The 21834-nt window shown below is 62.4% G+C and carries 21 protein-coding genes; 11 read left to right on the top strand and 10 right to left on the bottom strand.

The annotated features are described in order from the left end of the window. Positions 1 to 69: 69 nt before the first annotated feature. Entirely contained in the window at positions 70 to 1203 is a 1134-nt protein-coding gene (gene odc2, locus ACT54B_RS04835) for an ornithine/lysine decarboxylase (RefSeq protein WP_476043205.1), read from the bottom strand. Between the two features lie 523 nt (positions 1204 to 1726). Between odc2 and ACT54B_RS04840 the strand changes: the two genes are divergently transcribed. From ACT54B_RS04840 to ACT54B_RS04850, 3 genes are read left to right on the top strand one after another with little or no spacing between them, the layout of a single operon-like run. After that, positions 1727 to 2641, top strand: a complete 915-nt coding sequence (locus ACT54B_RS04840) for a LysR family transcriptional regulator (RefSeq protein ID WP_476043206.1) — start codon at positions 1727 to 1729, stop codon at positions 2639 to 2641. Positions 2642 to 2699: 58 nt separating this feature from the next. Next, complete coding sequence (locus ACT54B_RS04845; RefSeq protein ID WP_476043207.1) at positions 2700 to 3338, top strand: DUF1007 family protein; 639 nt, start codon at positions 2700 to 2702, stop codon at positions 3336 to 3338. After that, a complete protein-coding gene (locus ACT54B_RS04850; RefSeq protein WP_476043208.1) occupies positions 3332 to 4375 on the top strand; it encodes a nickel/cobalt transporter in 1044 nt (347 codons plus the stop codon). The genes ACT54B_RS04845 and ACT54B_RS04850 overlap by 7 nt, the downstream gene beginning before the upstream one ends. Positions 4376 to 4377: 2 nt before the next feature. On the opposite strand, the gene ACT54B_RS04855 is transcribed toward ACT54B_RS04850, so the two are convergent. The 4 genes from ACT54B_RS04855 to ACT54B_RS04870 form a co-directional block, all read right to left on the bottom strand. Beyond that, positions 4378 to 4581: a hypothetical protein gene (locus ACT54B_RS04855; protein WP_476043209.1), complete on the bottom strand. Its 204-nt coding sequence runs from the start codon at positions 4579 to 4581 to the stop codon at positions 4378 to 4380. After that, positions 4578 to 5273 carry a GNAT family N-acetyltransferase gene (locus tag ACT54B_RS04860; protein WP_476043211.1) on the bottom strand — a complete coding sequence of 232 codons (696 nt, stop codon included), beginning with the start codon at positions 5271 to 5273 and terminating at the stop codon, positions 4578 to 4580. The genes ACT54B_RS04855 and ACT54B_RS04860 overlap by 4 nt, the downstream gene beginning before the upstream one ends. A 79-nt stretch (positions 5274 to 5352) precedes the next feature. Continuing rightward, the gene (locus ACT54B_RS04865; protein ID WP_476043213.1) at positions 5353 to 6054 is read right to left on the bottom strand and encodes a tellurite resistance TerB family protein; all 702 of its coding nucleotides are present in this window, start codon (positions 6052 to 6054) and stop codon (positions 5353 to 5355) included. A gap of 96 nt (positions 6055 to 6150) precedes the next feature. Beyond that, positions 6151 to 6789, bottom strand: coding sequence for a 2-dehydro-3-deoxy-phosphogluconate aldolase (locus ACT54B_RS04870; RefSeq protein ID WP_476043215.1), 639 nt, complete (start codon positions 6787 to 6789; stop codon positions 6151 to 6153). A 147-nt stretch (positions 6790 to 6936) separates the two neighbouring features. On the opposite strand from ACT54B_RS04870, the gene ACT54B_RS04875 reads away from it, so the two are divergent. From ACT54B_RS04875 to trhO, 4 genes are all read left to right on the top strand, one after another. Next, a complete protein-coding gene (locus ACT54B_RS04875) occupies positions 6937 to 7635 on the top strand; it encodes a helix-turn-helix transcriptional regulator (protein WP_476043217.1) in 699 nt (232 codons plus the stop codon). Positions 7636 to 7737: 102 nt separating this feature from the next. Next, a complete protein-coding gene (locus tag ACT54B_RS04880) occupies positions 7738 to 8103 on the top strand; it encodes a VOC family protein (RefSeq protein ID WP_476043218.1) in 366 nt (121 codons plus the stop codon). 2 nt (positions 8104 to 8105) lie between these two features. Further along, a complete protein-coding gene (locus ACT54B_RS04885) occupies positions 8106 to 8588 on the top strand; it encodes an EVE domain-containing protein (protein WP_476043219.1) in 483 nt (160 codons plus the stop codon). Between the two features lie 69 nt (positions 8589 to 8657). Beyond that, positions 8658 to 9602: an oxygen-dependent tRNA uridine(34) hydroxylase TrhO gene (gene trhO, locus ACT54B_RS04890; RefSeq protein ID WP_476043220.1), complete on the top strand. Its 945-nt coding sequence runs from the start codon at positions 8658 to 8660 to the stop codon at positions 9600 to 9602. Between the two features lie 162 nt (positions 9603 to 9764). Here the strand turns inward: trhO and xylA are convergent, their stop codons facing one another. The 5 genes from xylA to ACT54B_RS04915 all read right to left on the bottom strand — a co-directional run bounded on the left by xylA (position 9765) and on the right by ACT54B_RS04915 (position 16636). Continuing rightward, the gene (gene xylA / locus ACT54B_RS04895) at positions 9765 to 11075 is read right to left on the bottom strand and encodes a xylose isomerase (protein ID WP_476043221.1); all 1311 of its coding nucleotides are present in this window, start codon (positions 11073 to 11075) and stop codon (positions 9765 to 9767) included. Between the two features lie 31 nt (positions 11076 to 11106). Next, entirely contained in the window at positions 11107 to 12561 is a 1455-nt protein-coding gene (xylB, locus tag ACT54B_RS04900; RefSeq protein WP_476043222.1) for a xylulokinase, read from the bottom strand. 27 nt (positions 12562 to 12588) lie between these two features. Next, positions 12589 to 13614 carry a LacI family DNA-binding transcriptional regulator gene (locus ACT54B_RS04905; protein ID WP_476043224.1) on the bottom strand — a complete coding sequence of 342 codons (1026 nt, stop codon included), beginning with the start codon at positions 13612 to 13614 and terminating at the stop codon, positions 12589 to 12591. A 117-nt stretch (positions 13615 to 13731) separates the two neighbouring features. Then, positions 13732 to 15324, bottom strand: coding sequence for a DHA2 family efflux MFS transporter permease subunit (locus ACT54B_RS04910; RefSeq protein ID WP_476043226.1), 1593 nt, complete (start codon positions 15322 to 15324; stop codon positions 13732 to 13734). Positions 15325 to 15436: 112 nt separating this feature from the next. Continuing rightward, the gene (locus tag ACT54B_RS04915) at positions 15437 to 16636 is read right to left on the bottom strand and encodes an HlyD family secretion protein (RefSeq protein WP_476043227.1); all 1200 of its coding nucleotides are present in this window, start codon (positions 16634 to 16636) and stop codon (positions 15437 to 15439) included. A 130-nt stretch (positions 16637 to 16766) separates the two neighbouring features. Here ACT54B_RS04915 and ACT54B_RS04920 point away from each other — a divergent pair, with 130 nt between their 5' ends. The 4 genes from ACT54B_RS04920 (at position 16767) to gltX (ending at position 21820) form a co-directional block, all read left to right on the top strand. Beyond that, the gene (locus tag ACT54B_RS04920; RefSeq protein WP_476043228.1) at positions 16767 to 17456 is read left to right on the top strand and encodes a TetR/AcrR family transcriptional regulator; all 690 of its coding nucleotides are present in this window, start codon (positions 16767 to 16769) and stop codon (positions 17454 to 17456) included. A 107-nt stretch (positions 17457 to 17563) separates the two neighbouring features. Continuing rightward, positions 17564 to 18304, top strand: coding sequence for a TerC family protein (locus ACT54B_RS04925; RefSeq protein WP_476043230.1), 741 nt, complete (start codon positions 17564 to 17566; stop codon positions 18302 to 18304). 157 nt (positions 18305 to 18461) lie between these two features. Beyond that, positions 18462 to 20231 carry an SLC13 family permease gene (locus tag ACT54B_RS04930; protein ID WP_476043232.1) on the top strand — a complete coding sequence of 590 codons (1770 nt, stop codon included), beginning with the start codon at positions 18462 to 18464 and terminating at the stop codon, positions 20229 to 20231. A 131-nt stretch (positions 20232 to 20362) separates the two neighbouring features. Next, a complete protein-coding gene (gltX, locus tag ACT54B_RS04935; protein ID WP_476043518.1) occupies positions 20363 to 21820 on the top strand; it encodes a glutamate--tRNA ligase in 1458 nt (485 codons plus the stop codon). The last annotated feature ends 14 nt before the right edge of the window (positions 21821 to 21834 follow it).

Below are 21834 nucleotides of genomic sequence, written 5' to 3' on the forward strand. Positions count from 1 at the left end.
CCCGATCCGTTACCGGTAATGACGATGATGGTGAAAAGGGCACGCCCCGGCAGGCCGGGGCGGCCGTGATCAGATCACATAGGCTTTCAGCGGCTCGAAACCGTTGAACGCGACGGCCGAATAGGTCGTGGTATAGGCACCCGTACCCTCGATCAGCACATCGTCGCCGATGGTCAGCGACAGCGGCAGCGGATACATGTTCTTTTCATAAAGAACATCGGCGCTGTCGCAGGTCGGACCGGCAATCACGCAATCTTCCATCTCGCCCCCGTCATGGACGGTGCGGATCGGATAGCGGATCGCCTCGTCCATGGTTTCGGCGAGACCGCCGAACTTGCCGATGTCGAGGAAGACCCAGCGGTTGGCGTCATTGTCCGACTTGCGCGAGATCAGCACGACTTCCGCCTTGATGACACCGGCATTGCCAACCATGCCACGGCCCGGCTCGATGATCGTCAGCGGAATGCTGTTGCCGAAGTGCTTGCGCAGCGCTGCGGTGATGGCCTTGCCGTAAGCCTCGGCGGACGGGATGTCCTTGAGGTAACGGGTCGGGAAGCCGCCGCCCATGTTGACCATCTTCAGGTGGATGCCCTGCTTGGACAGCGAACCGAAGACGCGCTTGGCATCGGCGAGCGCCGAATCCCAGGCATCGACCTGCGTCATCTGCGAACCCACATGGAAGGAAACGCCATAGGATTCCAGACCCAGCTGATGGGCATAGACAAGCACGTCGACAGCCATCTGCGGGACGCAGCCGAACTTGCGCGACAGCGGCCATTCGGCGCCTTCGCCGGAGGTCAGCACGCGGCAGAAGACGCGGGCGCCGGGAGCGGCACGGGCGATCTTTTCCACTTCCTCATGGGCATCGACCGCAAAGAGGCTGACGCCGAGCGCATGCGCACGGGCAATGTCACGCTCTTTCTTGATCGTGTTGCCGAAGGAAATGCGGTCAGCAGTCGCGCCAGCGTCGAGGGCCATCTGGATTTCGGCGACAGAGGCGCAATCGAAGCTCGAGCCGAGAGAGGCGAGCATCGAGAGGATTTCCGGAGCCGGGTTGGCCTTGACCGCATAATAGATCGCGCTGTCGGGCATGGCATGGCGGAAGGCATGGTAATTGCCCTTGACCACGTCGAGGTCGACAACAAGGCACGGGCCTTCGGGACGTCGGTTCTTGATGAAGTCGAGAATGCGTGCAGTGGTCATGGTCATCCCTTTCAATGGTCAGATCTCCGGGTAAACCCGAAGGACAAAGGGCAGACGCGAACACGCTCTGGAACCAGCCGGTGGAGACCCCGGAACCAAGCATGCGCACGAGCTGCGCGTATGGTGGAACGACGCCTGCCAGGGCGTAACGTTCCGCTTTGTCTGCCTTGGATTGGGGGGATGAACCCGACCGCACGTCCGGCAATGAGGGTGTGCCTCTACAGTAACCCCGGCTGATGGAAAGCCGGCAGACACCAGAAAGGCCCGCACCGTCGTTGCTTCAAGATGTCCTCGCATTTCCCGGTTGGCCGGAATAGCGACTGGAGGGGTTAATTCCAGGTACCTTACCGATTTCCTCACCTTATCGAGGGTTCGGCGGACACCCACAGGCACGTGCGACTTTGGGCAAGGCGGAGATAGGAATTTTCCCTGTCATAATCAAGCGGAAAAATCACCCCTCATCAAATTTTACATTGAACGATGCGCGGCGATTGTTCACCCTAGCGATGAACAGGAGACTGCCATGGATACCCTTACCCGAATCCGGGCCTTTATCGATGTGGTCGAGGCGGAAGGTTTCTCCGCTGCATCCCGCAAGGTGGGGCGCTCGAAAGCACTCCTTTCGAAATATGTCCGGGAGCTGGAAGACGAGATCGGCGCCCTGCTGATCAATCGCACCACCCGCCAGTTTTCGCTGACCGAGGCCGGCCACACCTATTATCGGACGGCGGCCGACATTTTGAAGGAGATCGACAATCTTGCCGATCTGGTTCGGGAGAATAACCAGGATCTGAAGGGGCGGCTCCGCATCTCCGCGCCCCGCACCTTCATGGATGCGGAGATCGGCCAGTCTCTTGTGGACTTTGCGGCCGCCTATCCCGACCTGTCGCTGGAGATTGTCGCGGAAGACCGTTTCGTCGATCTGATCGAAGAGGGTTTCGACGTGGCGGTGCGAATCACGAAGCTGGAGGATTCCGGTCTGATCGCCCGCAAACTGACCGATTTCCAGGTCTATATCTGCGCCACGCCGGCATTCCTGAATAGCCAGCCACCCCTGAAGAGCCCGCAGGATCTTTCCGCCCTGCCCTTCATCATCGACACCAATTCACGATCCCACAACACGCTGAAGCTGATATCGGAAACGGGCGCGCCGATCTCCATCCCGATTTCGGGGCGGATCGAGGTCAACAGCCCCAGCGCCAGCCTCCGGGCCGCCATTGCGGGACTGGGACTTGCGGTCGTTCCAAACTTCATTGCCTGGAATTACCTTCAATCCGGTGATCTTGTGCCGCTGTTCGACGAAGCCGTGCCCAAGGATCGGGGCATTTATGCCATCTACCCCCATCGCCGCTACCTGCCTGCCAAGGTGCGCATTTTCGTCGACTACCTCTCCAACTGGTTCAAGAAAAGCGAGCAGTGCCAGCCCTTCCGGCAGTAGGCTCGCAAAATTGCCCCAGTCGGATGGCAGTGATTCGCCGATCGAACCGGGGGAAACGATGAAGCGCACCACATTGGCCGCCGCCCTGATGCTCGTTGCGCCCGGCGCAGCCCATGCCCATCCGCACATCTTTGCGGAGGCCAGGCTGGAAGTGGTGGCCGACGACAAGGGCTTCATTCAGGAACTGCGCAATGTCTGGCGGTTCGACGATGTCTTCTCCTCCAGCGTGGTCATGGATTTCGACAAGAACGGCAATGCCACGCTCGATCCCGACGAGCTGGAGGAGGTGGGCAAGACGGTCCGGACCTCGCTTGGCGATTACAGCTATTACACGACGCTGGCGGGCGACGGCAAACCGGTGAAGGTCAAGGCGCCTGATGCGATCCATGTGGATTATCAGGAGGGGCAGCTCCTGATGTTCTTCGCCGTCACGCCCGAGGCGCCCATGCCTCTCAAGGGCAAGCTGACCTTCGGTGTCTATGACCCCACGCTCTACACGGCGATCGATTTCGCCAAGGACGAGGACATGGCCACTGTGGGAGACGGCTTCAAGAGCTGCAAGCGGGCCGTCATACGCCCGGACCCGGACGAAGTGCTGAAGCAGAATCAGGCCAGTCTCACCGAGGCCTTCTTCAACGATCCGGCAGGCACCAACATGTCCAAGCTCTTCGCGACCCGGCTGGAGGTGACATGCTGAACGTGAGGACTCGTTCCCTGGCGCTGTCGCTCGCGGCATGCGCCGTGCTGATGGCCGGAATGGCCCATGCCCAGTCCCCTCTCGGCATCGGCACGGCCGAACCCGCCATTCCCGCAACGGGGCTTTTGGGCGGTCTGTTCATGAAGGTGAATGCCTACCAGCAGGAATTCTACCGGGCCTTGACCGCAGCGCTGAGGGCCATGCGGGAAGACCCAGCCCGGCTGACCGGCCTGATCGGCCTGTCATTCGCGTATGGCGTTTTCCATGCGGCAGGTCCTGGCCATGGCAAGGCCGTCATCTCCTCCTACATGGTGGCAAACGAGATCGAACTTCGGCGCGGCATCTTCATCTCTTTCGTCTCCGCTTTTTTCCAGGGTCTGAGCGCAATCGTTACCATCGGCTTGGCCTGGTTCGTATTGCGCGGCACGGGCATTTCGCTAACCAGCGCCACGACCGTGCTCGAGAGAGCAAGCTTTGCGTTGATCGCCCTGTTCGGCGCCTGGCTTCTCTTCCGGAAGATCAGGCAGCTCCTTCCGGTTCGCGCCTCCGCAACCGGCGCGCTTTTCGGACCTGGCGGGGCTGAGCCGCATGTTCACGGCCCCGATTGCCGGCATGGCTTCGGTGATTTCGCGGCGGAGGGGCCGTCGGCAGGCTTCGTCTGCGAATCCTGCGGCCATTCCCATGTGGCAACGCCCGCAAGCCTCGGCGGAAGCCGCTTCGGGCCAAGCGAAGCCTGGTCCGCGATAATCGCAGTCGGTCTCCGCCCTTGCTCCGGCGCCCTGCTCGTCCTGAGCTTCTCGATGTTGAACGGCCTGATGCTGGGCGGCATCCTCTCCGTCATGGCCATGTCCATCGGCACGGCGATGACCGTCTCCGCACTGGCCACCCTTGCCGTGACGGCAAAGGGCGCCGCATTGCGGGTGGCGGGCGCAGAAAGCCGCGCCGGCCGCATCCTCAGCCATGGGGTCGAGATCGGCGGCGCGATATTTGTGCTGTTGATGGGAATTCTGCTTCTGGGCGCTTCGCTTCAGGCGTGAGCCTATTTGCGATTCTGGAAACGGCTGCGGACCCAGAAAATACCGAAGAAGGCAAGAACGGCAGCCGCGCCGAACACGCCGGCCAGCGCCGGCGAAAAGCCGCCGATCCACAGCATGATCTTGGGCATGGCATAGAACAGCAGTCCCGCCCCCAGAAGGATGACGAGCGCAGCGATGGCATTGTTCCTTTCGCTACCGCCACTCATGCCGCCTGTGCTCCCGAAATCTCTGCGCGGATGGCTTCAAGGGTCTTTTTCTGGCTGCCGTCGGCATGGAAGTTTTCCGGCGAAAGCCAGGTCTCGAAGGCTCTACCGATCACCGGCCACTCCTTGTCGATCATCGAATACCAGGCAGTGTCGCGATTGCCGTTCTTGGACAGCATGTGCTGGCGGAACACGCCCTCGAAGGTAAAGCCATAGCGCTTTGCAGCCGCATGGCTGGGCTTGTTCTCGTTGTGGCATTTCCACTCGTAGCGGCGGTAGCCGAGATCCTCGAACACATGCCGAGCCATCAGGTAATGCGCCTCGGTGGCCAGCGGCGTGCGCGCCATGGCCGGCCCGTGGCAGACCCCACCCACTTCCACCACACCATTGGCGGGATCGGCCCGCATGTAGTTCGCCATGCCCACGATGCGGCCGGAACTGTTGTCGCGAAACACTTCGGTCACCCAGCCACCCTTGGTTTGGCAGGAGGTCAGCCAGGCGTCGAAATCCTCGATACCGGCAAAATCGTTCTGGGTGAAATAGAGCATCAGACCGTTCACCGCGAGCCCGCCAAAGGCATCCCAGAGCGCCTGCAGATGCTTCGACCGGTCGTAGCCTTCAATGGTGACGAAACGTCCCTTGACGGTCACGCCTGCGGGTGGCGGACAGGGCTTCCAGTTTTTCAGGTCTTGCATGGCGGTCTCCAGAGGCGCATTCACCCGATCTCTATCCGGGATCGGGTGATTGGCAAGTGAATTTCCCTGATGGATGGGCTCACGCGTTGGCGGTCGCCACGGTCGCCTCGATATGGGCAACCAGCGCATCCGGCAGACCGAGACGACCTGCCAGCATGTCGAGATAGCCCCGTTCGGAGCGTGTCTCGGGATTGATGGTAAGGCGGGAGGCCGTGTAAAGTTCCACCTTCTGCTCTTCCGTCTCCGCCCGGGACACGAGATCGTCAAGATCAAGCGGCCGTTTCAGCTCCTCGGCAATGAAGCTTTCCGCTTCGCCGCCGAGGCCCGAAAGCCGGATCTTGTCGAGAATGATGGCCCGTTCGGAATCGTCGATCTGGCCGTCGGCCCGTGCTGCGGCGATCATGGCCCGGACGAGAACCAGCGCGAAATCCGCATTATTGGCGGGCGAACCGGCCGAGAACCCCGAATCTGCAGGCGGGGCGGCCAGCACGGGGCCGCTTTCCGGCGCCGCCGCGTCGGCTGGCTCCTGACCGGCCTTCCAGTTTTTGTAGGCACTATAGCCGAGGCCGGCAATGGCGGCGAGGCCGCCCAGCTTCAGCACCTCGCCGGTCAGCCGCCGCCCGAAACCGGTGCCGAGAAGCACGGCTGCCACCGCACCGGTCGCGAGCGGATTGTCCTGCGCGAGCTTGGTGAGATCAGCCGCCTTTTCCTTCACGGTACCGTTCGTGCCGGGCACCGGCGCGCCGAGAAACTGATCGAGGAGCTGCTTTGCGTCAAACATGGCGGGGTGTCTCCGTTGGCGAATGGTTCGGGCCAAACATAGTTACACCGCGGCAGCGATACAAATGGCGCTGGAAAAATTTTCCGCCTGGACCGGTCACTTCCCGAGCGCGAAAGCCTCTGCGGCAAGCTTGGTGATTCCATCCCAGTCGCCCTTTGCCACCAGGTCCTTGGGCGCAACCCAGGACCCGCCGACGCAGACCACGTTCGGGGACGACAGATAATCCGGCGCGATCTTGAGACTGATGCCGCCGGTCGGGCAGAAGAGCGTGCCGGCCAGCGGCGAGGCCAGCGATTTCAGATAGGCAGCGCCGCCCGCCTGCTCGGCCGGAAAGAACTTGAGCACCTCGTACCCTTCATCCCGAAGCGCCATCACCTCGCTTGCCGTGGCCGCGCCCGGAAGCAGCGGCACGGCGGACTGACGGGCCGCATCGATCAGCGGGCGGGTCACGCCGGGACTGACGATGAAGGTCGAACCCGCCTTTTCCGCAGCTTCGAAATGGGCCGGATTGAGGATGGTTCCCGCCCCTGCATAGGCGCCCTCGACTTCATCGGCGACAGCCCGGATCGCGTCGAGAGCCGCCGGCGTGCGCATGGTGATTTCAATCGCCCGGAGACCGCCGGCCACCAGCGCCCGTGCGAGCGGCACTGCCGACTTGGCATCATCGACGATGAGAACGGGAACGACGGGTTGCAACCGCAGGATCGAGAGAAGTGTCTCCGTTTTACCAGCCATGTCGCACCTCCATTAAACCGATTGAATTGCCGCTACGCCTACACGCTTGAAAAGCCCTTGTCGAGTATCCTGCATGCCGGCTCGCTTTTCCGTTCACAATTGTAAGTTTGGGTTTATACTGCTGTCAAAACTTGGCAGGAGGATGCCGTGGCGCGTGCCCAGAGACTGCTCGGCCTGTTGCAGCTGCTCCGCAGCCATCGTTATCCCATCGCCGGCCAGCACCTGGCCGACACGCTCGGCATTTCCCTACGCACCCTCTACCGCGACATTGCGACGCTTCAGGCGCAAGGAGCCGATATCGAGGGGGAGCCGGGCCTGGGCTATGTGCTGCGGCCGGGTTTCATGCTGCCGCCTCTCATGCTCACCCGGGAGGAGATCGAGGCATTGGTTCTCGGCATCCGCTGGGTGGCCAAACGCACGGACGATGGCCTCGCCAAGGCAGCCAGCGACGCATTGGCCAAGATAACCCATGTTCTGCCGGACGATCTGCGGGATCATCTGGCCGCAACCCATTTGCTGATCGGCTCACCACCCCTCGCCAAACCGCAGAAAATCGACCTTGCCCGCATCCGGACCGCGATCCGTCACGAGGAAGTCCTGCACATTTGCTATTCGGACGAAAGGGGAAACGGGACGGAGCGCCACATATGGCCTTTTGCGCTTGGCTTCTTCGAGCAGGTCCGGGTGGTGATTGCCTGGTGCGAATTGCGCAACGGCTTTCGTCATTTCCGGGTGGACCGGGTGGACAGTCTTTCGGGCACCGGCCGGCGCTATCCCCGCCGCCGTCAGGCTCTGCTGAAGGAATGGCGACAGGAAAACAAGATTCAGGAACAACCGGGAGGATAGGCCCGCAGGCATGTCGTTATCTGCCGGTGAAAATTACTACTGACAAAATTTGACAGTTACCTCTGGCATACCGTCTTCATCACAAGCCAAGGAGATGAAGACATGCAACTCGATATGACCATCCTTTACGTCAGCGACGTCACCCAATCCGCCGCCTTTTTCTCGGCCCTTCTCGACCAGGCGCCGGCCGAAGCCTCGCCAGGCTTTGCGCTCTTCCTGCTGGCTGGCGGCCTGAAGCTGGGCCTCTGGAAACGCGAGGCCGTGACACCGGCTGCCCGCTTTGCCGGCGCGAGTGCGGAACTTGTCCTGCATGTGGCCGGTGACGGCGACGTGGATGCCTTGCTGTCGAAGTGGATGTCGGCCGGCCTTTCTGTCATCGAACCGCCGGTTCGCAAGGAATTCGGCTACTCCTTCGTCGTGGAGGGACCGGACGCGCAGCGTCTTCGCGTACTCCATCCGGGAGCCTGACCATGTCCAGCTGGCTCGCAATTGCCTCGGCCGATCATGTCGCGATCGGCAGGCGGGAAGGCTTCATGCAGGTCTGCCACGGCAAGGGCGGGCCGCTGAGACGGATCAGCCCGGGAGACCGGGTGATCTATTACTCACCGACGCAAATCTTCGGGGTGAAGGACGGGCTCATGTCCTTCACCGCCTTCGGCCATGCGGTCGGGAGCGCCCCTTACCGTCACGATATGGGTGAGGGCTTCGTGCCCTTCCGGCTGGATGTCGCCTGGAAAGCCTCCCGGCCGGTGCCCATTCGGCCGATACTCGACGCGCTTGAGCTTACGCGGGGGAAATCCAACTGGGCCTATCCGTTCCGCTTCGGCCTCCTTCCCCTGGCGGATCACGACTGCGATCTGATCGCCGCCGCCATGGGGGTCGATCCGGTCACCGTGCCGGGCGTTCCAGCCCCCGGGGCGAGGACGGAAAGCCCGCAATTCCAGCTCTTTTGACAAAAGGCAAAGCGCTTCTCGATGCGGAAAGCGGTTGCGCCAGAGGCCACCAGGGCTTATTTCCGGAGCATGACACAGACGCTCGACACCGCACCCGCCATCACGGACGGCCCCTTCCTTGTGGCCGCCCTCTACCATTTCACGCCCTTTCCCCGGTTTCGGGATTTCCAGGCGCCGCTGCAGGCGATCTGCGACGAGAACGGCGTGAAGGGGACCCTTCTGCTTGCCCATGAGGGGATCAACGGCACGATTGCCGGCCCCGAAGCTGGCCTGCGCCGGGTGCTGGCCTTCCTCCGCGCCCAGCCCGAATTCGCCGCCCTCGAGCACAAGGAAAGCGGCGCGGCGAAGATGCCCTTCCTGCGCATGAAGGTGCGCCTCAAGAAGGAAATCGTCACCATGGGTGTCGAGACCATCGACCCGCTGAAGGTCGTCGGCACCTATGTGGATCCGAAAGACTGGAACGCTCTCATTTCCGATCCCGACACGATCGTGATCGATACCCGCAACGACTACGAAACCGCCATCGGCATTTTCAAGGGCGCGGTCGACCCGAACACCAAGACCTTCCGGGAATTTCCGGAATGGGTGCGCCAGAACCCCGGCCTGCATAACAAGCCGAAGCTCGCCATGTACTGCACCGGCGGCATCCGCTGCGAGAAGGCCACCGCCTTCATGAAGGAAAATGGCTTCGACGAGGTCTATCACCTCAAGGGCGGGATCCTGAAATATCTGGAAGAAGTGCCGCCGGAAGAAAGCCTCTGGGAGGGCGCCTGCTTCGTCTTCGACGAACGGGTCTCGATCACCCACGGGCTACAGCAGGGCGAGCATACGCTGTGCCATGCCTGCCGCTATCCCCTCACACCGGAGGACCGCGCCTCGGCGCTCTTCGAGGAAGGTGTTTCCTGCCCCCATTGCCACGGCACCCGCAGTGCCGCCGATCTCGAACGCTACCGCCAACGCCAGCGCCAGATCGCACTGGCCAAAAAGCGGGGCGAAAGGCACATGGGGAGCTGATCCCCTTCGCCGGCAGGCTCGTTTTCCGGCAAAACCGGTCTGCCGTCATCCTCGCCCCTGTGGCGAGGATCTGATGTCGTTTCGTCAGTCTCAACCGTACCGCCAGCCACCCTGACAGGCAGATGCTCGGGACAAGCCCGAGCATGACGGTCGTGCGGGCTGTCAGACGTAGCGGTTGACCACGTTTTCCAGATATTCCTGGCGGCCCGAGCGCGGTTCCGGATTGATGTTGCCCGTTTCCACCCGGGCAGCCAGCGCATCGAGGGAAACCTCGCCGCGCAGGATCGCCTGGGCTTCCGGACCGTTCCAGCCGCTGTAGCGGTCGTCGAGCGGCTTCGACAGCGCGCCGTCCTCCACCATCCTTGCCGCTGCCTTGAGGCCGCGGGCGCAGCAATCCATGCCGCCGATATGGCCGATCAGCAGATCCGCCGGATCGATGGACTGGCGGCGCAGCTTGGCGTCGAAATTGGTGCCGCCCGTGGTGAAGCCGCCGGCCTGCAGCACGTGATAATAGGCAAGCGCCATTTCCGGCACATTGTTCGGGAACTGGTCCGTATCCCAGCCCGACTGGTAGTCGTTGCGGTTCATGTCGATCGAGCCGAAGATGCCGAGCGCATTGGCAAGCGCCAGCTCGTGCTCGAAGGAATGGCCGGCAAGGATCGCGTGGCCCTGCTCGATATTGACCTTCACTTCCTTTTCGAGACCGTACTCCTTGAGGAAGCCATAGACGGTCGCAACGTCATAGTCATACTGGTGCTTGGAGGGTTCCTGCGGCTTCGGCTCGACCAGGATCGTGCCCTTGAAACCGATCTTGTGCTTGTAGTCGACAACCATCGTCAGGAAGCGGCCGAGCTGGGAAAGCTCGCGCTTCAGATCGGTGTTGAGCAGGGTCTCGTAGCCTTCACGACCGCCCCAGAGCACGTAGTTCTCGCCACCGAGCTTCATGGTCGCATCGATGCAGGTCTTCACCGTGGCAGCAGCAAAGGCAAAGACATCGGGATCCGGATTGGTGGCGGCACCCGACATGTATCGGCGGTTCGAGAACAGGTTTGCCGTGCCCCACAGCAGCTTCTTGCCGGTTTCCCCCTGCTTCTTGCCGAGGTAGTCGACAATCTCCTCGAGATTGCGGGTATTTTCGCGGAAATCCCGGCCTTCCGGGCGCACGTCCGCATCGTGGAAGCAATAATAGGGAACCCCGAGCAGGTCGTAGAATTCGAAGGCTACGTCGGCCTTCATCTTGGCGGCTTCCATGCTGTCGTTGAACCAGGGACGCTGGAAGGTCTGGCCGCCGAAGGGATCGCCGCCCGGCCAGGTGAAGGTATGCCAGTAGGCCACGGCGAAGCGCAGATGGTCTTCCATCCGCTTGCCCATGACGATCTCGTCGGGATTGTAATGGCGGAAGGCGAGCGGATTTGTGCTCTCGGGGCCTTCATATTTCACCTTGGCGATATCGCCGAAAAAGCCGGTGCTCATGTCGTTCACTCCTGTCGTCTGTTCTGGGACATCAATGGGAAAGGGTTTTCAGGGCCGGATAGAGCGCGCGATAGCGCCCGTAGGCCTCGGCATAAGCGGATCCCAGCGCGGGATCGGGATCGATGGTTTCGGCCGTCTGCGGCGGCGTGAAGACGCTCAGCGGATCGGCCCCCGTCGCCGCCACCAGTCCGAGACGGGCTGCCCCGAAGGCCGCGCCGAAATCGCCGTCCTGGGGCACGTCGACGGGCAGGCCGAGCGCCGTCGCCATCGCGGCCAGCCAGTAGCGGGAGCGCGAGCCACCGCCGATTGCGGTCACGCGGGACAGCTCGGTTCCGGCAGAGCGCAACGCCTCCAGATTGTCGCGAAGGGCAAAGGCCACCCCTTCCAGCACGGCCTGGGTCAGCACCGGGCGGGAGGATTCGTGCCCCAGTCCGACGAAAGCGCCGCGAATGGCGGCATCGTTGAGCGGCGTCCGCTCGCCCGCGAGATAGGGCAGGAAGGCCACGGAGGAAGGCGCTTTCAGACCGTCGCCCAGCTCGGCGGTCAGGGCCGCGGCCGACTGTCCCGTCACCCCGCTATACCAGTTCAGCGCATCGGTGGCGGAGAGGATCACACCCATCTGGTGCCAGGTATCGGGCAGCGCGTGGCAGAAGGTATGAACCGCACTTTCCGGCTTGGGCAGGTAGCTGGCATTGGCGGCAAAGAGCACGCCTGACGTTCCGAGCGAGACAAAGGCCCGGCCCTCCGCAACCGTGCCCATGCCGCAGGCCGAAGCGGCATTGTCGCCGGCGCCGCCCGCAATCACCACGCCCTGAGCCATGCCCCATCGGGCGGCAAGCTCGGGTCGCAGCATGCCGGCCGCATCCGTTCCCTCGACCAGACCGGGCATATGGCCTTCATGAAGGCCGGTGGCGGAAAGCAGCTCGGAAGACCATTTCCGCCCCGCCGTATCGAGCCAGGATGTACCGGCACTGTCCGACATTTCCGAGAGGTGCTCGCCCGCCAGCCAGAGGCGCAGATAATCCTTCGGCAGCAAAACCTTCTTCACCTGAGCAAAGATTTCCGGCTCGTTGCGCGCGACCCAGAGAAGCTTCGGCGCGGTAAAGCCGGGGAAGACGATATTGCCGGAAATCCGCCGGAAGGCGGGATTGGCGTCGAGTTCCGCAGCTTCCTTATGCGAGCGCGTATCGTTCCACATGATGCAGGGACGCAGCACCTTGTCGTCGGCGCCGATCAGCGTGGCTCCATGCATATGGCCCGAAAGCCCGATGCCACGAACGGCGGCCACCTCTGCGGGATGGGCGGCCTTCAGGGCAGCCATCGCGGCTTCGGTGGCGCCGATCCAGTCGGCGGAATCCTGTTCCGACCAACCGGAATGCGGACGGCTCAGCGATACCGGCGCATTCGCTGAACCGACAATATGCTGCCGGTCGTCGATCAACAGCGCCTTGACGCCCGATGTGCCGAGATCAAGCCCGAGATACATGGCAGAAGCTCCTTGCTGCAGGAATGGTCATGGAAGGTTGTCCTTGAGGAAAATATCGATTCGAATGCGCTCCTGCGCCGCGATCACCGCTTGGCCGTCGGCCCGCGCCTTCAGCACGCGGATGGCGCTTCGCACCTCATGGCCCGCATCCTGATTGAGCACGATGTCGAGGAGACCGGTTTCCAGCGCCTGACGGGTGTGGGGGGTCAGCTCATGCGCAATCACGCGCAGCGACTTTTCCGCCCGTCGCTCTTCAAGAGCGCGGATCAGCCCCCGGTTCCCGGCACCCAGGCTGTAGATGCCCAGAAGATCGGGCTCTTCCCGAACCAGCCGCGAAACGAGGGCATGCACGCGGTCGGGTTCGTCCCGGCCTTCGAGAGGCGCAAGAAGGGAGAGCGCGGACCCGCTTTCGGCAAGGGCTGCCTGAAACCCGTCGAGCCGCTGCCGGTGGTCACGCACATCGAGCGAGCCGGCGACGATGGCGATCCGGCCCTGCCTTCCATCCAGAAAGCGTGCCATCAGCGAACCCGCGGTGCGTCCCGCCGCGTCGTTGTCGATGCCGGCAAAATGGCTGCGCTGGCTGTCGGAAAGGTCGGAGACGAGGGTGACGACGGGAATGCCCGCTTCCGCCAGCCGGCCAACCGCCTCCCGGACAGGAAGAGCATCGATCGCGACGACCGCAACGCCCGCCGGCTTCTCCGCCCGGCAGCTTTCCAGCGCGGCAACCAGCGCCCCCACATCGAAAGCCGGAACGGTCCGCAGCGTGATGGTCGTGCGATCCAGCGCCCCTCGCCCCTGCTGGGCCTCGATCTCGCTGCGCAGCGCGGCCATGAAGGAATTGTCGTTGGAAGGCACGATGAAAACGAGCGGATAGATGCGGCCCTTCGCCAGATTGGCAGCAGCCACGTCCCGCACAAAGCCCAACTTGTCGATGGCCTTCTGAACCCTTTCGCGGGTCGGGGCCCGAACACCCGGACGGCCGTTCAGGACACGGTCGACCGTGGCGAGGCTGACGCCCGCTTCGCTGGCAATGTCATGAACGGTCGGCTTCATCTTGATCTCCCGCCGCCTGCTTAGCGGGAAATTTGAGGTACGTAAATCAGAATTTGATCCAGACATAAAAATGGCGCCCCGGGAGGCGCCATTCCAAAGCGGTTGAAAGGGGTGAGACTAGTGCCCGGAGCCGGCCGGCGCGGCGGCCTTCGGCTTTTTCATGAAGGCGACGAGGGCGACCAGCGAGGCGAAGAGGACCGTCAGACCCATGAAGATATCGATGAAGGAGAGGATCCAGCTCTGCTGCATCACCATGCCGTTCAGCTTCTTGAGCGCCACCGCATTCCCGTCGAGCCCGTAGGTCTGGTAATTGCCGGCCACCGATTTCAGCCAGTTCATCGCCTCCTTGTTGGAGAAGGTGATATGCTCGGAAAGCCTTGCGAAATGCTCCCGCGAACGGCTGGTCAGTTCCGTATTGATGACCGCCAGCCCCACCGCGCCGCCGAGATTTCGGGTGAGGTTGAAGAGGCCGGATGCATTGCGGATGCGGTCGGGAGGAAGCGTACCGAGCGCAAGGTTGTTGATCGGCACCATGCAGATCATCAGCGAGCAGCCGCGCAGGATTTGCGGCACGAGCAACTCGTAGAAATCCCAGTCGGCGGTCAGATTGCTCATCAGATAGGTGCCGCAGGCAAAACCCGAAAAGCCGAGGGCCATCATGAAGCGCGGATCGAAACGGCTCGAAAGCGCCCCCGCCACCGGCGCCGTCATGAACATGGCGAGACCGGACACGAACATCGTTTCCCCGATCATCAGCGCATCATAGCCCCGGATGCGGCCAAGATAGAGCGGGTAGAGATAGGTCAGGCCGTAAAGGCCGATCCCCATGATGAAGGAGAAGATCGACCCGACGGTAAAATTCGTATCCTTGAAGGCCTTCAGGTCCACCACGGGGAAGGCACGGGTCAGCGCCCGGTAGAAGAAAATGATGGCGCCGACCGTCATGAAAACGGTCCCGATCACGATCTTTTCGTCGTTGAACCAGTCCTTGTTGTTGCCTTCTTCCAGCACATATTCGAGCGATCCGAGGAAGACGGCCATCGAGGCAAGACCCCACCAGTCGAACTTCTTGAACAGGGAAAAATCCGGTTCGTCGAAATCGATCAGCGTCCAGGTGACGGTGGTCACGAGAATGCCCGGGATGACATTGATGAGAAACAGCCAGTGCCAGGAAAAGGCATGGCTGAGATAACCGCCCACCGTCGGGCCGATCGTGGGCGCGAGCGTCGCGACGAGACCGATCAGCGGCGAGACGATCGGGCGCTTGGACGGCGGGAAAATCGTGAAGGCGGCCGCGAAGACCGAAGGGATCATCCCGCCGCCGATAAAGCCCTGGATAGCGCGGTAGAAGATCATCTGGTCGATGTTGGTCGCCGTCGCCGCCGCAGCCGAAGCGAGCGTGAAGCCCGCAGCCGAAACCGAGAAAAGCACACGGGTGGACACGATCCGCGCCAGCGTACCCGACAGCGGGATCATGATGACCTCGGCGATCAAATAGGCCGTCTGCACCCAGGCGATTTCATCGGAGCCGGCGGACAGACCCGCCTGGATTTCGGCGAGCGAGGCGGACACGATCTGAATGTCCAGGATGGCCATGAACATGCCGAACACCATGGCGAAGAAGGCGATGACCCGCTTCGGATCCATATGTTCGTTCTCGCGGGCAACCGCGACCGAACCGGGTGCATTCATGGTTGTGGTGGCCGCCATGGCGAGGCCTCGTCTTGTCCCGGTGATCGCCAGCGATCACGAGGCGTTGGATAGAGGGAAACGGGCGGCCCGCACAAGGTGAGCCGCCCCATGCAACGGGAGAGAGCCCGGCTCAGGGTGCGGTACGCGTGTCCACATCCACCACAACGCTCATGCCGGCACGCAGGTGACCTTCCTTCAGCTTGTCCTGAGGAATGGCGATGCGGACGGGAATACGCTGCACGACCTTGGTGAAATTGCCGGTGGCATTCTCCGCCGGCAGCATGGAGAAGACCGATCCCGAGGCGGGTGAGATCGAGGTGACCGTGCCGAGGATGTCCTGGTCCTTGTAGGCGTCCACATGAATGTGAACCTTGGAACCGGGCACGATCTTCGCAACCTGGGTTTCCTTGAAATTGGCCTCGATGAAAAGATCGTTGACGGGCACAAGGGCTGCAAGGCGGGCCCCTGGCGAAACCAGATCGCCCGCCTGGACGGACACATTGCCGATGATGCCGTCATAGGGGGCCTTCAGCGTGGTGAAGGACAGGTCGCGTTCGGCCTTCTGCAGGGAAAGCTCGATCGTCTTGATGGTGCTCTCGGCTTCGGCGCGCTGGGCATGCAGAAGCCCGATATTGGCCTTGGCGACCGCAATCGCCGCCTCGCCGGCATGAACGGCGGCATCGGCCTGAGCGAGGGTGACCTCTGCGGCATCGAGAGACGCGGCGCTGCTGACCGCGCGGCTGGAAAGCTCCTTGGCGCGGCTCTGGGTGAGGCTTGCGCCGCGCTGCTGGGCGATATTCGCCTGCTGCTGGGCTTCCGCCTGCTTCAACTGCGCTTCCGCTCCGACGATCTGCGCGTCGATCCGGTCAAGCGACAGCTTTGCGGAAACAATCTGCGCCTTGGCCTGATCGGCGGCGATGCGATAGTCGCCCGAATCCAGCGTGACCAGCGGATCGCCTGCCTTGACAGGCTGGTTCGCCACGACGTTCACCTTTTCCACATAGCCGGAAACCTTGGGCGAAATGGTCGCCATGTCCCCCTGGATATAGGCATCGTCCGTGGACACCATGAACCGGCCGTCAATCCAGTAATGATAGCCGTACCAACCGCCCGCTCCCAGAATGGCCAGCAGGATGACAGGAAGAATGAAACCGCGACGCTTCTTCTTCGGCGGCGCGACGGAAGCGGCCGCCACGGGAGCCTTCGGAGCCTCCACCTCGGCCCTCGTCTCGGCCTGCACGGCTTCGGCTTCGGGTGCGTGATCTTCGATGCCTTCGGAGGCCTCGGCCTCAACCGCCCTGATCTTGCCTGCTCTGGTATTGGCTGCCATCGTAATGCCCATCAATAGAATATGATCGAACCGCGCGGTTTGATTTGTAAGATTGACATAAGGTCATTAAAGCTTCATATCAAGTGAAATCGAACCGCCTGGTTCGAAAAGTTCTGATCAATGGTAAAACATGTCTGATAGATCCCTGTCTTCGCCGGTGACCATCCACCCCAGCACCGAGTCTGCCGGAATGGGCCGTCGTGCGGCGGGCGAGGATCCGCGCAAGCGGGACCAGATTCTCGAAGGCGCCAAGCGCGTCTTCATGAAGGCCGGGTTCGATGCGGCGACCATGAACGACATTACCCGTGAGGCGCAGGTCTCGAAGGGCACCATCTATGTCTATTTCAACAACAAGGAAGACCTGTTCGCCGCGCTGATCGAGCGCGAGCGGTCCCGCTTGGTCGCATCCATGCGACAGGCGCTGTCGGGCGACGGCCCGGTTCAGGAAAGTCTTTCCCGTTTCGGCACGGCGCTGGCGACCCATGTGCTCAGTCCCGGCTCCATCTATGCCATGCGCACCGTCATCGGCGTGATCGAGCGCATGCCGCAGCTTGCCAGCCGCTTTTTCACCACCGGCCCGGAAAGCGTCCGATCGGTCATCGAAACCTATCTCACCACCCGCGCCGCCTCCGGGCAGCTCGTCATCGACGATATTCCCCTCGCCGCCGTGCAGTTCATGGAGCTTTCCACCGCGGGCCTGTACAAGCCGCGCCTGTTCGGCAACATCGAGCGGGAAGTTCCTCGGGAAGACATAGACCGAACGGTTTCGAGTGCGGTCAACGTGTTCCTTTCTGCTTATGGTTGCAAGACCGCCTCCTGATCGGCGGAGTCGCGCTTTGCGCGGAAGCGAACCTGTGCTATCCGGCCTTTTCATGCGTGGTGCCCGCCGGCACTGCAGACGCCGCCCTTACAGGAGACGCCTCCCCCATGCAGGACATTGCAGCCCTTCTCCAGGATCCGTCCGCCTGGATCGCCCTGATCACCCTTATCGTCATGGAAGTGGTGCTTGGCATCGACAATCTTGTCTTCATTTCCATCCTGACCAACAAGCTGCCGGAAGAGCAGCGCCGGCCCGCCCGCAATGTCGGCATCGCGCTTGCCCTGATTCTTCGCCTCGCCCTTCTGGGCACCGCGGCCTGGATCGTGCATCTGACCGAACCGGTCTTCGAGCTGTTTGGCCATGCATTTTCCTGGAAGGACATGATCCTCATCGCAGGCGGTCTCTTCCTTGTCTGGAAAGCGACCAAGGAAATCCACCACAGTGTCGATCCCGAGGAAAAGGGCGAGGATTTCATCGCCAGTTCGGTGAATAACAGTCTGGCCTCGGCTGTCGGCCAGATCCTGCTTCTCGACCTGGTCTTCTCCATCGACAGCATCATCACCGCCGTCGGCATGACGCCGCATCTGCCGATCATGGTGGTTGCCGTCATCTTCGCCGTTACGGTCATGCTCGTTGCATCCGGCCCGCTCTCGGCCTTCATCGAGCGCAATCCCACCATCGTCATGCTGGCGCTCGGCTTCCTGATGATGATCGGCATGACCCTGATCGCCGATGGCATGGGCTTCCACGTGCCCAAGGGATATATTTATGCAGCCATGGCCTTCTCGGCGCTGGTGGAAATCCTCAACATGCTGGCCCGCCGCAAGAAGAAAAAGCCGCTGCACTGACAAGCGCCCGAACCTCATCGCCGGCCCGCCGCAGGGGAGCGCAGCGGGCCGGAACCTTTGATGCCCCTTCTGCATTCTCGGCCTGGCGTCAGCGGAGCGGCATCGGCACAAAGGCGCCGTCTTCGACTGGCGTACCGGAAATCGGGATCCGCACGCCATGACCCTACCTCAAATGCTCGCCTTCGGACTCATCGCGCTGATGATGGCCGCTTTCGTGATCGAAAAGCTCCGCTATGACATGGTGGCGATCCTGTCGCTGCTGATCGCGGTGGGCATCGGCATCGTCCCCTTCGACAAGGCCTTTTCGGGCTTCAGCGACGATATCGTCATCATCGTCGCGAGTGCGCTGATCGTCAGCGCAGGCGTGGCGCGCTCCGGGGTGGTGGATCTGGCGATCAAGCGGTTCTTTCCCAATCTCTCCTCCTTCCACGCCCAGCTGGCCCTGCTGGTTGGCGTCGTGACCGTGCTGTCCGCCTTCATCAAGAATATCGGCGCCCTCGCCATCATGATGCCGGTCGCATTCCAGTTTGCCCGTAAATCCGGCCGCTCGCCCTCCCGCTACCTCATGCCGATGGCCTTCGGTGCACTGCTGGGGGGCCTGATGACCCAGATCGGCACCTCGCCGAATATTGTGGTGTCGAGACTCCAGGCGGAATTGGGCGGCACGCCCTTCACCATGTTCGATTTTACCCCCGTCGGCTCGTTGCTCGCGGCCATCGGCTTCATCTTCCTTGTCTTCTTCGGGCGGCTGGTTCCGACCCGGACGCCGCAGACCGGCGCGCTGAACGAAACGCTCGAAAATGAAACCTATTCCACCGAAGCGATCGTCGGCGAGCAGAGCCCGATGAAGGGCAAGGAGCTGCGCGAACTGCTGGCGGCAGGCGATGGCGAAGTGATCTCGACCGGGGTGCTCCGGGGTGTCGCGCGGCGCGCGCCCTTTCCGGATCTGCACCTGGCGGCCGGCGATACGATCCTGCTTGAAGGTCCACCCGCCGCGCTTGACCGGTTGATCGCAGGCGCACGCCTCACCCTTCCCGCCGCCAATGCCTCCGTCCAGGACAGCACCGGGGACCTGACGGCCATCGAGGTGTCGGTATCCGTCAATTCGGGACTGATCGGCGTATCGGCCCGGGAAATCGCGCTCCTCAACAATTACGGCATCAGCCTGCTCGCGGTGAACCGCCAGGGCCAGCGCCTCTCCGATCGAACGGCCGACATCAATATCTGCGCCGGCGATCTGTTGCTGCTGCAGGGAACGCGTCGCAGCCTGCCGGGCTTCCTGCGGGATTTCGGCCTGCTGCCGCTGGCCGAACGGGCCATTCTGCTTGGTACGCCCCGCAATGTCTGGGTGCCGCTGGCCATTCTTCTGCTGGCCATGACGGTGACCGCGTTCGGCTGGGTGCCCGTGCCGGTTGCCTTCTTCGCTGCCGCGGTGATGATGGTGCTCTTCCGCGTTCTGCCGCTGACCGAAGTCTACAAATCGGTGGACGGACCGATCCTGGTCATGCTCGCCGCTCTCATTCCGGTCAGCGACAGCCTGCGAACCACCGGTGCGACCGAACTGATCGGCCACTGGCTGGGCGCTGTCGCCAGCGGTCTGCCCTCCTATGGCGCGCTCGCCATCCTGCTTGTCGCCACCATGGCGGTCACGCCCTTCCTGAACAATGCGGCGACCGTTCTGGTCATGGGCCCGATTGCCGCCAGTTTCGCCACGCAGCTCGGCTATCGGCCCGAAGCATTCCTGATGGCGGTCGCCATCGGCGCGGCTTGCGATTTCCTGACGCCCATCGGCCACCAGTGCAACACGCTCGTCATGGGCCCGGGCGGATACAAGTTCAGCGACTATGCGCGGCTCGGCCTGCCGCTCTCCATCATCATCTCGGTCACCAGCATTCCGGCCCTTCTCTGGTTCTGGCCGATCCATTAGTGCCTTTTGCTTGACGGACCCGGCTGAATATGGCCTAAGGCCAGTCCTATCCAGAACGAACGAAGGCGACCCGCCAGCGCATGGCGCGCAAGGTCCGGCATCGCCCCTTCACCGCAGCACGGGCAAGCATCATGACCACTTCCGGCGTCCGCGTACGCATCGCACCCTCCCCCACCGGCGAACCGCATGTCGGCACCGCCTATATCGCGCTGTTCAACTATCTTTTCGCGAAAAAGCATGGCGGCGAGTTCATCCTGCGCATCGAGGATACGGACGCCACCCGTTCCACGCCGGAATTCGAGCAGAAGGTGCTGGATGCCCTGAAATGGTGCGGTCTGAAATGGTCGGAAGGCCCCGATGTCGGCGGTCCCTACGGCCCCTACCGCCAGTCCGACCGCAAGGACATCTACCGTCCCTTCGTGGACCAGATGGTGCGCGATGGCCATGCCTTCAACTGCTTCTGCACGCCCGAGCGGCTGGAGAAGATGCGCGAGGAACAGCGCGCGTCCGGCAAGCCGCCGAAATATGACGGTCTCTGCCTGAACCTCAAGGCCGAGGAAGTGACCGCCCGCGTTTCGGCCGGCGAGCCCCACGTCGTGCGCATGAAGATCCCGACCGAAGGGTCCTGCAAGTTCGTCGACGGCGTCTATGGCGAAGTGGAAATTCCGTGGGACGCGGTGGACATGCAGGTCCTTCTCAAGGCCGATGGCATGCCGACCTATCACATGGCGAACGTGGTCGACGACCATCTGATGAAGATCACCCACGTGGCCCGCGGCGAGGAATGGCTGGCATCGGTGCCGAAGCACATCCTCATCTACCGCTATCTGGGCCTCGAACCGCCGGTCTTCATGCATCTCTCGCTGATGCGCAATGCCGACAAGTCGAAGCTTTCCAAGCGCAAGAACCCGACCTCGATCTCCTACTATTCCGCGCTCGGCTACCTGCCGGAAGCGCTGATGAACTTCCTCGGCCTGTTCTTCATCCAGATCGCAGAAGGCGAAGAGCTTCTGACCATGGACGAGCTTGCCGCCAAGTTCGATCCGGAGAACCTGTCGAAGGCGGGTGCGATCTTCGACATCCAGAAGCTGGACTGGCTGAACGGCCGCTGGCTGCGCGAGGCGATCTCGGAGGAAGACTTCCTCGCCCGCGTCCTCACCTGGGCCTCGGAGAACGACCGTCTCAAGGAAGGTCTGAAACTCTCCCGTTCGCGCATCACCAAGCTCGGCGAGCTGCCGGATCTGGCAAGCTTCCTGCTGAAGTCGGAACTCGGCCTCACGGCTGCCGATTTCGCCAAGGTGAAGTCGACCCCCGAAGAGCTGCACGAGATCCTCTCGACCGTTCAGGCCGATCTCGAAAAGATGACGGAATGGACCGTCGCTTCCATCGAGGCCGAATTGCGCGCCGTCAGCGATCGCCTCGGCAAGAAGCTGAAGGTGGTGGTCGCGCCGCTCTTCGTCGCCGTGACGGGAAGCTCGCGCTCGCTGCCGCTCTTCGACAGCATGGCGCTGCTCGGCCGCTCGGTCGTGCGTCAGCGGCTGAAGCTCGCCATCCAGGTCGCCGCCTCCATGGTCGGCCCGAAGAACTGATTGCAGGACGCGAA

It is taken from the genome of Gellertiella sp. DMC107, assembly GCF_056313605.1.

Coding starts and splice junctions, on each gene's coding strand:
- odc2 (WP_476043205.1), bottom strand. CDS start 1,203: ATGACCACTGCACGCATTCTCGACTTCATCAAGAACCGACGTCCCGAA.
- ACT54B_RS04840 (WP_476043206.1), top strand. CDS start 1,727: ATGGATACCCTTACCCGAATCCGGGCCTTTATCGATGTGGTCGAGGCG.
- ACT54B_RS04845 (WP_476043207.1), top strand. CDS start 2,700: ATGAAGCGCACCACATTGGCCGCCGCCCTGATGCTCGTTGCGCCCGGC.
- ACT54B_RS04850 (WP_476043208.1), top strand. CDS start 3,332: ATGCTGAACGTGAGGACTCGTTCCCTGGCGCTGTCGCTCGCGGCATGC.
- ACT54B_RS04855 (WP_476043209.1), bottom strand. CDS start 4,581: ATGAGTGGCGGTAGCGAAAGGAACAATGCCATCGCTGCGCTCGTCATC.
- ACT54B_RS04860 (WP_476043211.1), bottom strand. CDS start 5,273: ATGCAAGACCTGAAAAACTGGAAGCCCTGTCCGCCACCCGCAGGCGTG.
- ACT54B_RS04865 (WP_476043213.1), bottom strand. CDS start 6,054: ATGTTTGACGCAAAGCAGCTCCTCGATCAGTTTCTCGGCGCGCCGGTG.
- ACT54B_RS04870 (WP_476043215.1), bottom strand. CDS start 6,789: ATGGCTGGTAAAACGGAGACACTTCTCTCGATCCTGCGGTTGCAACCC.
- ACT54B_RS04880 (WP_476043218.1), top strand. CDS start 7,738: ATGCAACTCGATATGACCATCCTTTACGTCAGCGACGTCACCCAATCC.
- ACT54B_RS04885 (WP_476043219.1), top strand. CDS start 8,106: ATGTCCAGCTGGCTCGCAATTGCCTCGGCCGATCATGTCGCGATCGGC.
- trhO (WP_476043220.1), top strand. CDS start 8,658: ATGACACAGACGCTCGACACCGCACCCGCCATCACGGACGGCCCCTTC.
- xylA (WP_476043221.1), bottom strand. CDS start 11,075: ATGAGCACCGGCTTTTTCGGCGATATCGCCAAGGTGAAATATGAAGGC.
- xylB (WP_476043222.1), bottom strand. CDS start 12,561: ATGTATCTCGGGCTTGATCTCGGCACATCGGGCGTCAAGGCGCTGTTG.
- ACT54B_RS04905 (WP_476043224.1), bottom strand. CDS start 13,614: ATGAAGCCGACCGTTCATGACATTGCCAGCGAAGCGGGCGTCAGCCTC.
- ACT54B_RS04910 (WP_476043226.1), bottom strand. CDS start 15,324: ATGGCGGCCACCACAACCATGAATGCACCCGGTTCGGTCGCGGTTGCC.
- ACT54B_RS04915 (WP_476043227.1), bottom strand. CDS start 16,636: ATGGCAGCCAATACCAGAGCAGGCAAGATCAGGGCGGTTGAGGCCGAG.
- ACT54B_RS04920 (WP_476043228.1), top strand. CDS start 16,767: ATGTCTGATAGATCCCTGTCTTCGCCGGTGACCATCCACCCCAGCACC.
- ACT54B_RS04925 (WP_476043230.1), top strand. CDS start 17,564: ATGCAGGACATTGCAGCCCTTCTCCAGGATCCGTCCGCCTGGATCGCC.
- ACT54B_RS04930 (WP_476043232.1), top strand. CDS start 18,462: ATGACCCTACCTCAAATGCTCGCCTTCGGACTCATCGCGCTGATGATG.
- gltX (WP_476043518.1), top strand. CDS start 20,363: ATGACCACTTCCGGCGTCCGCGTACGCATCGCACCCTCCCCCACCGGC.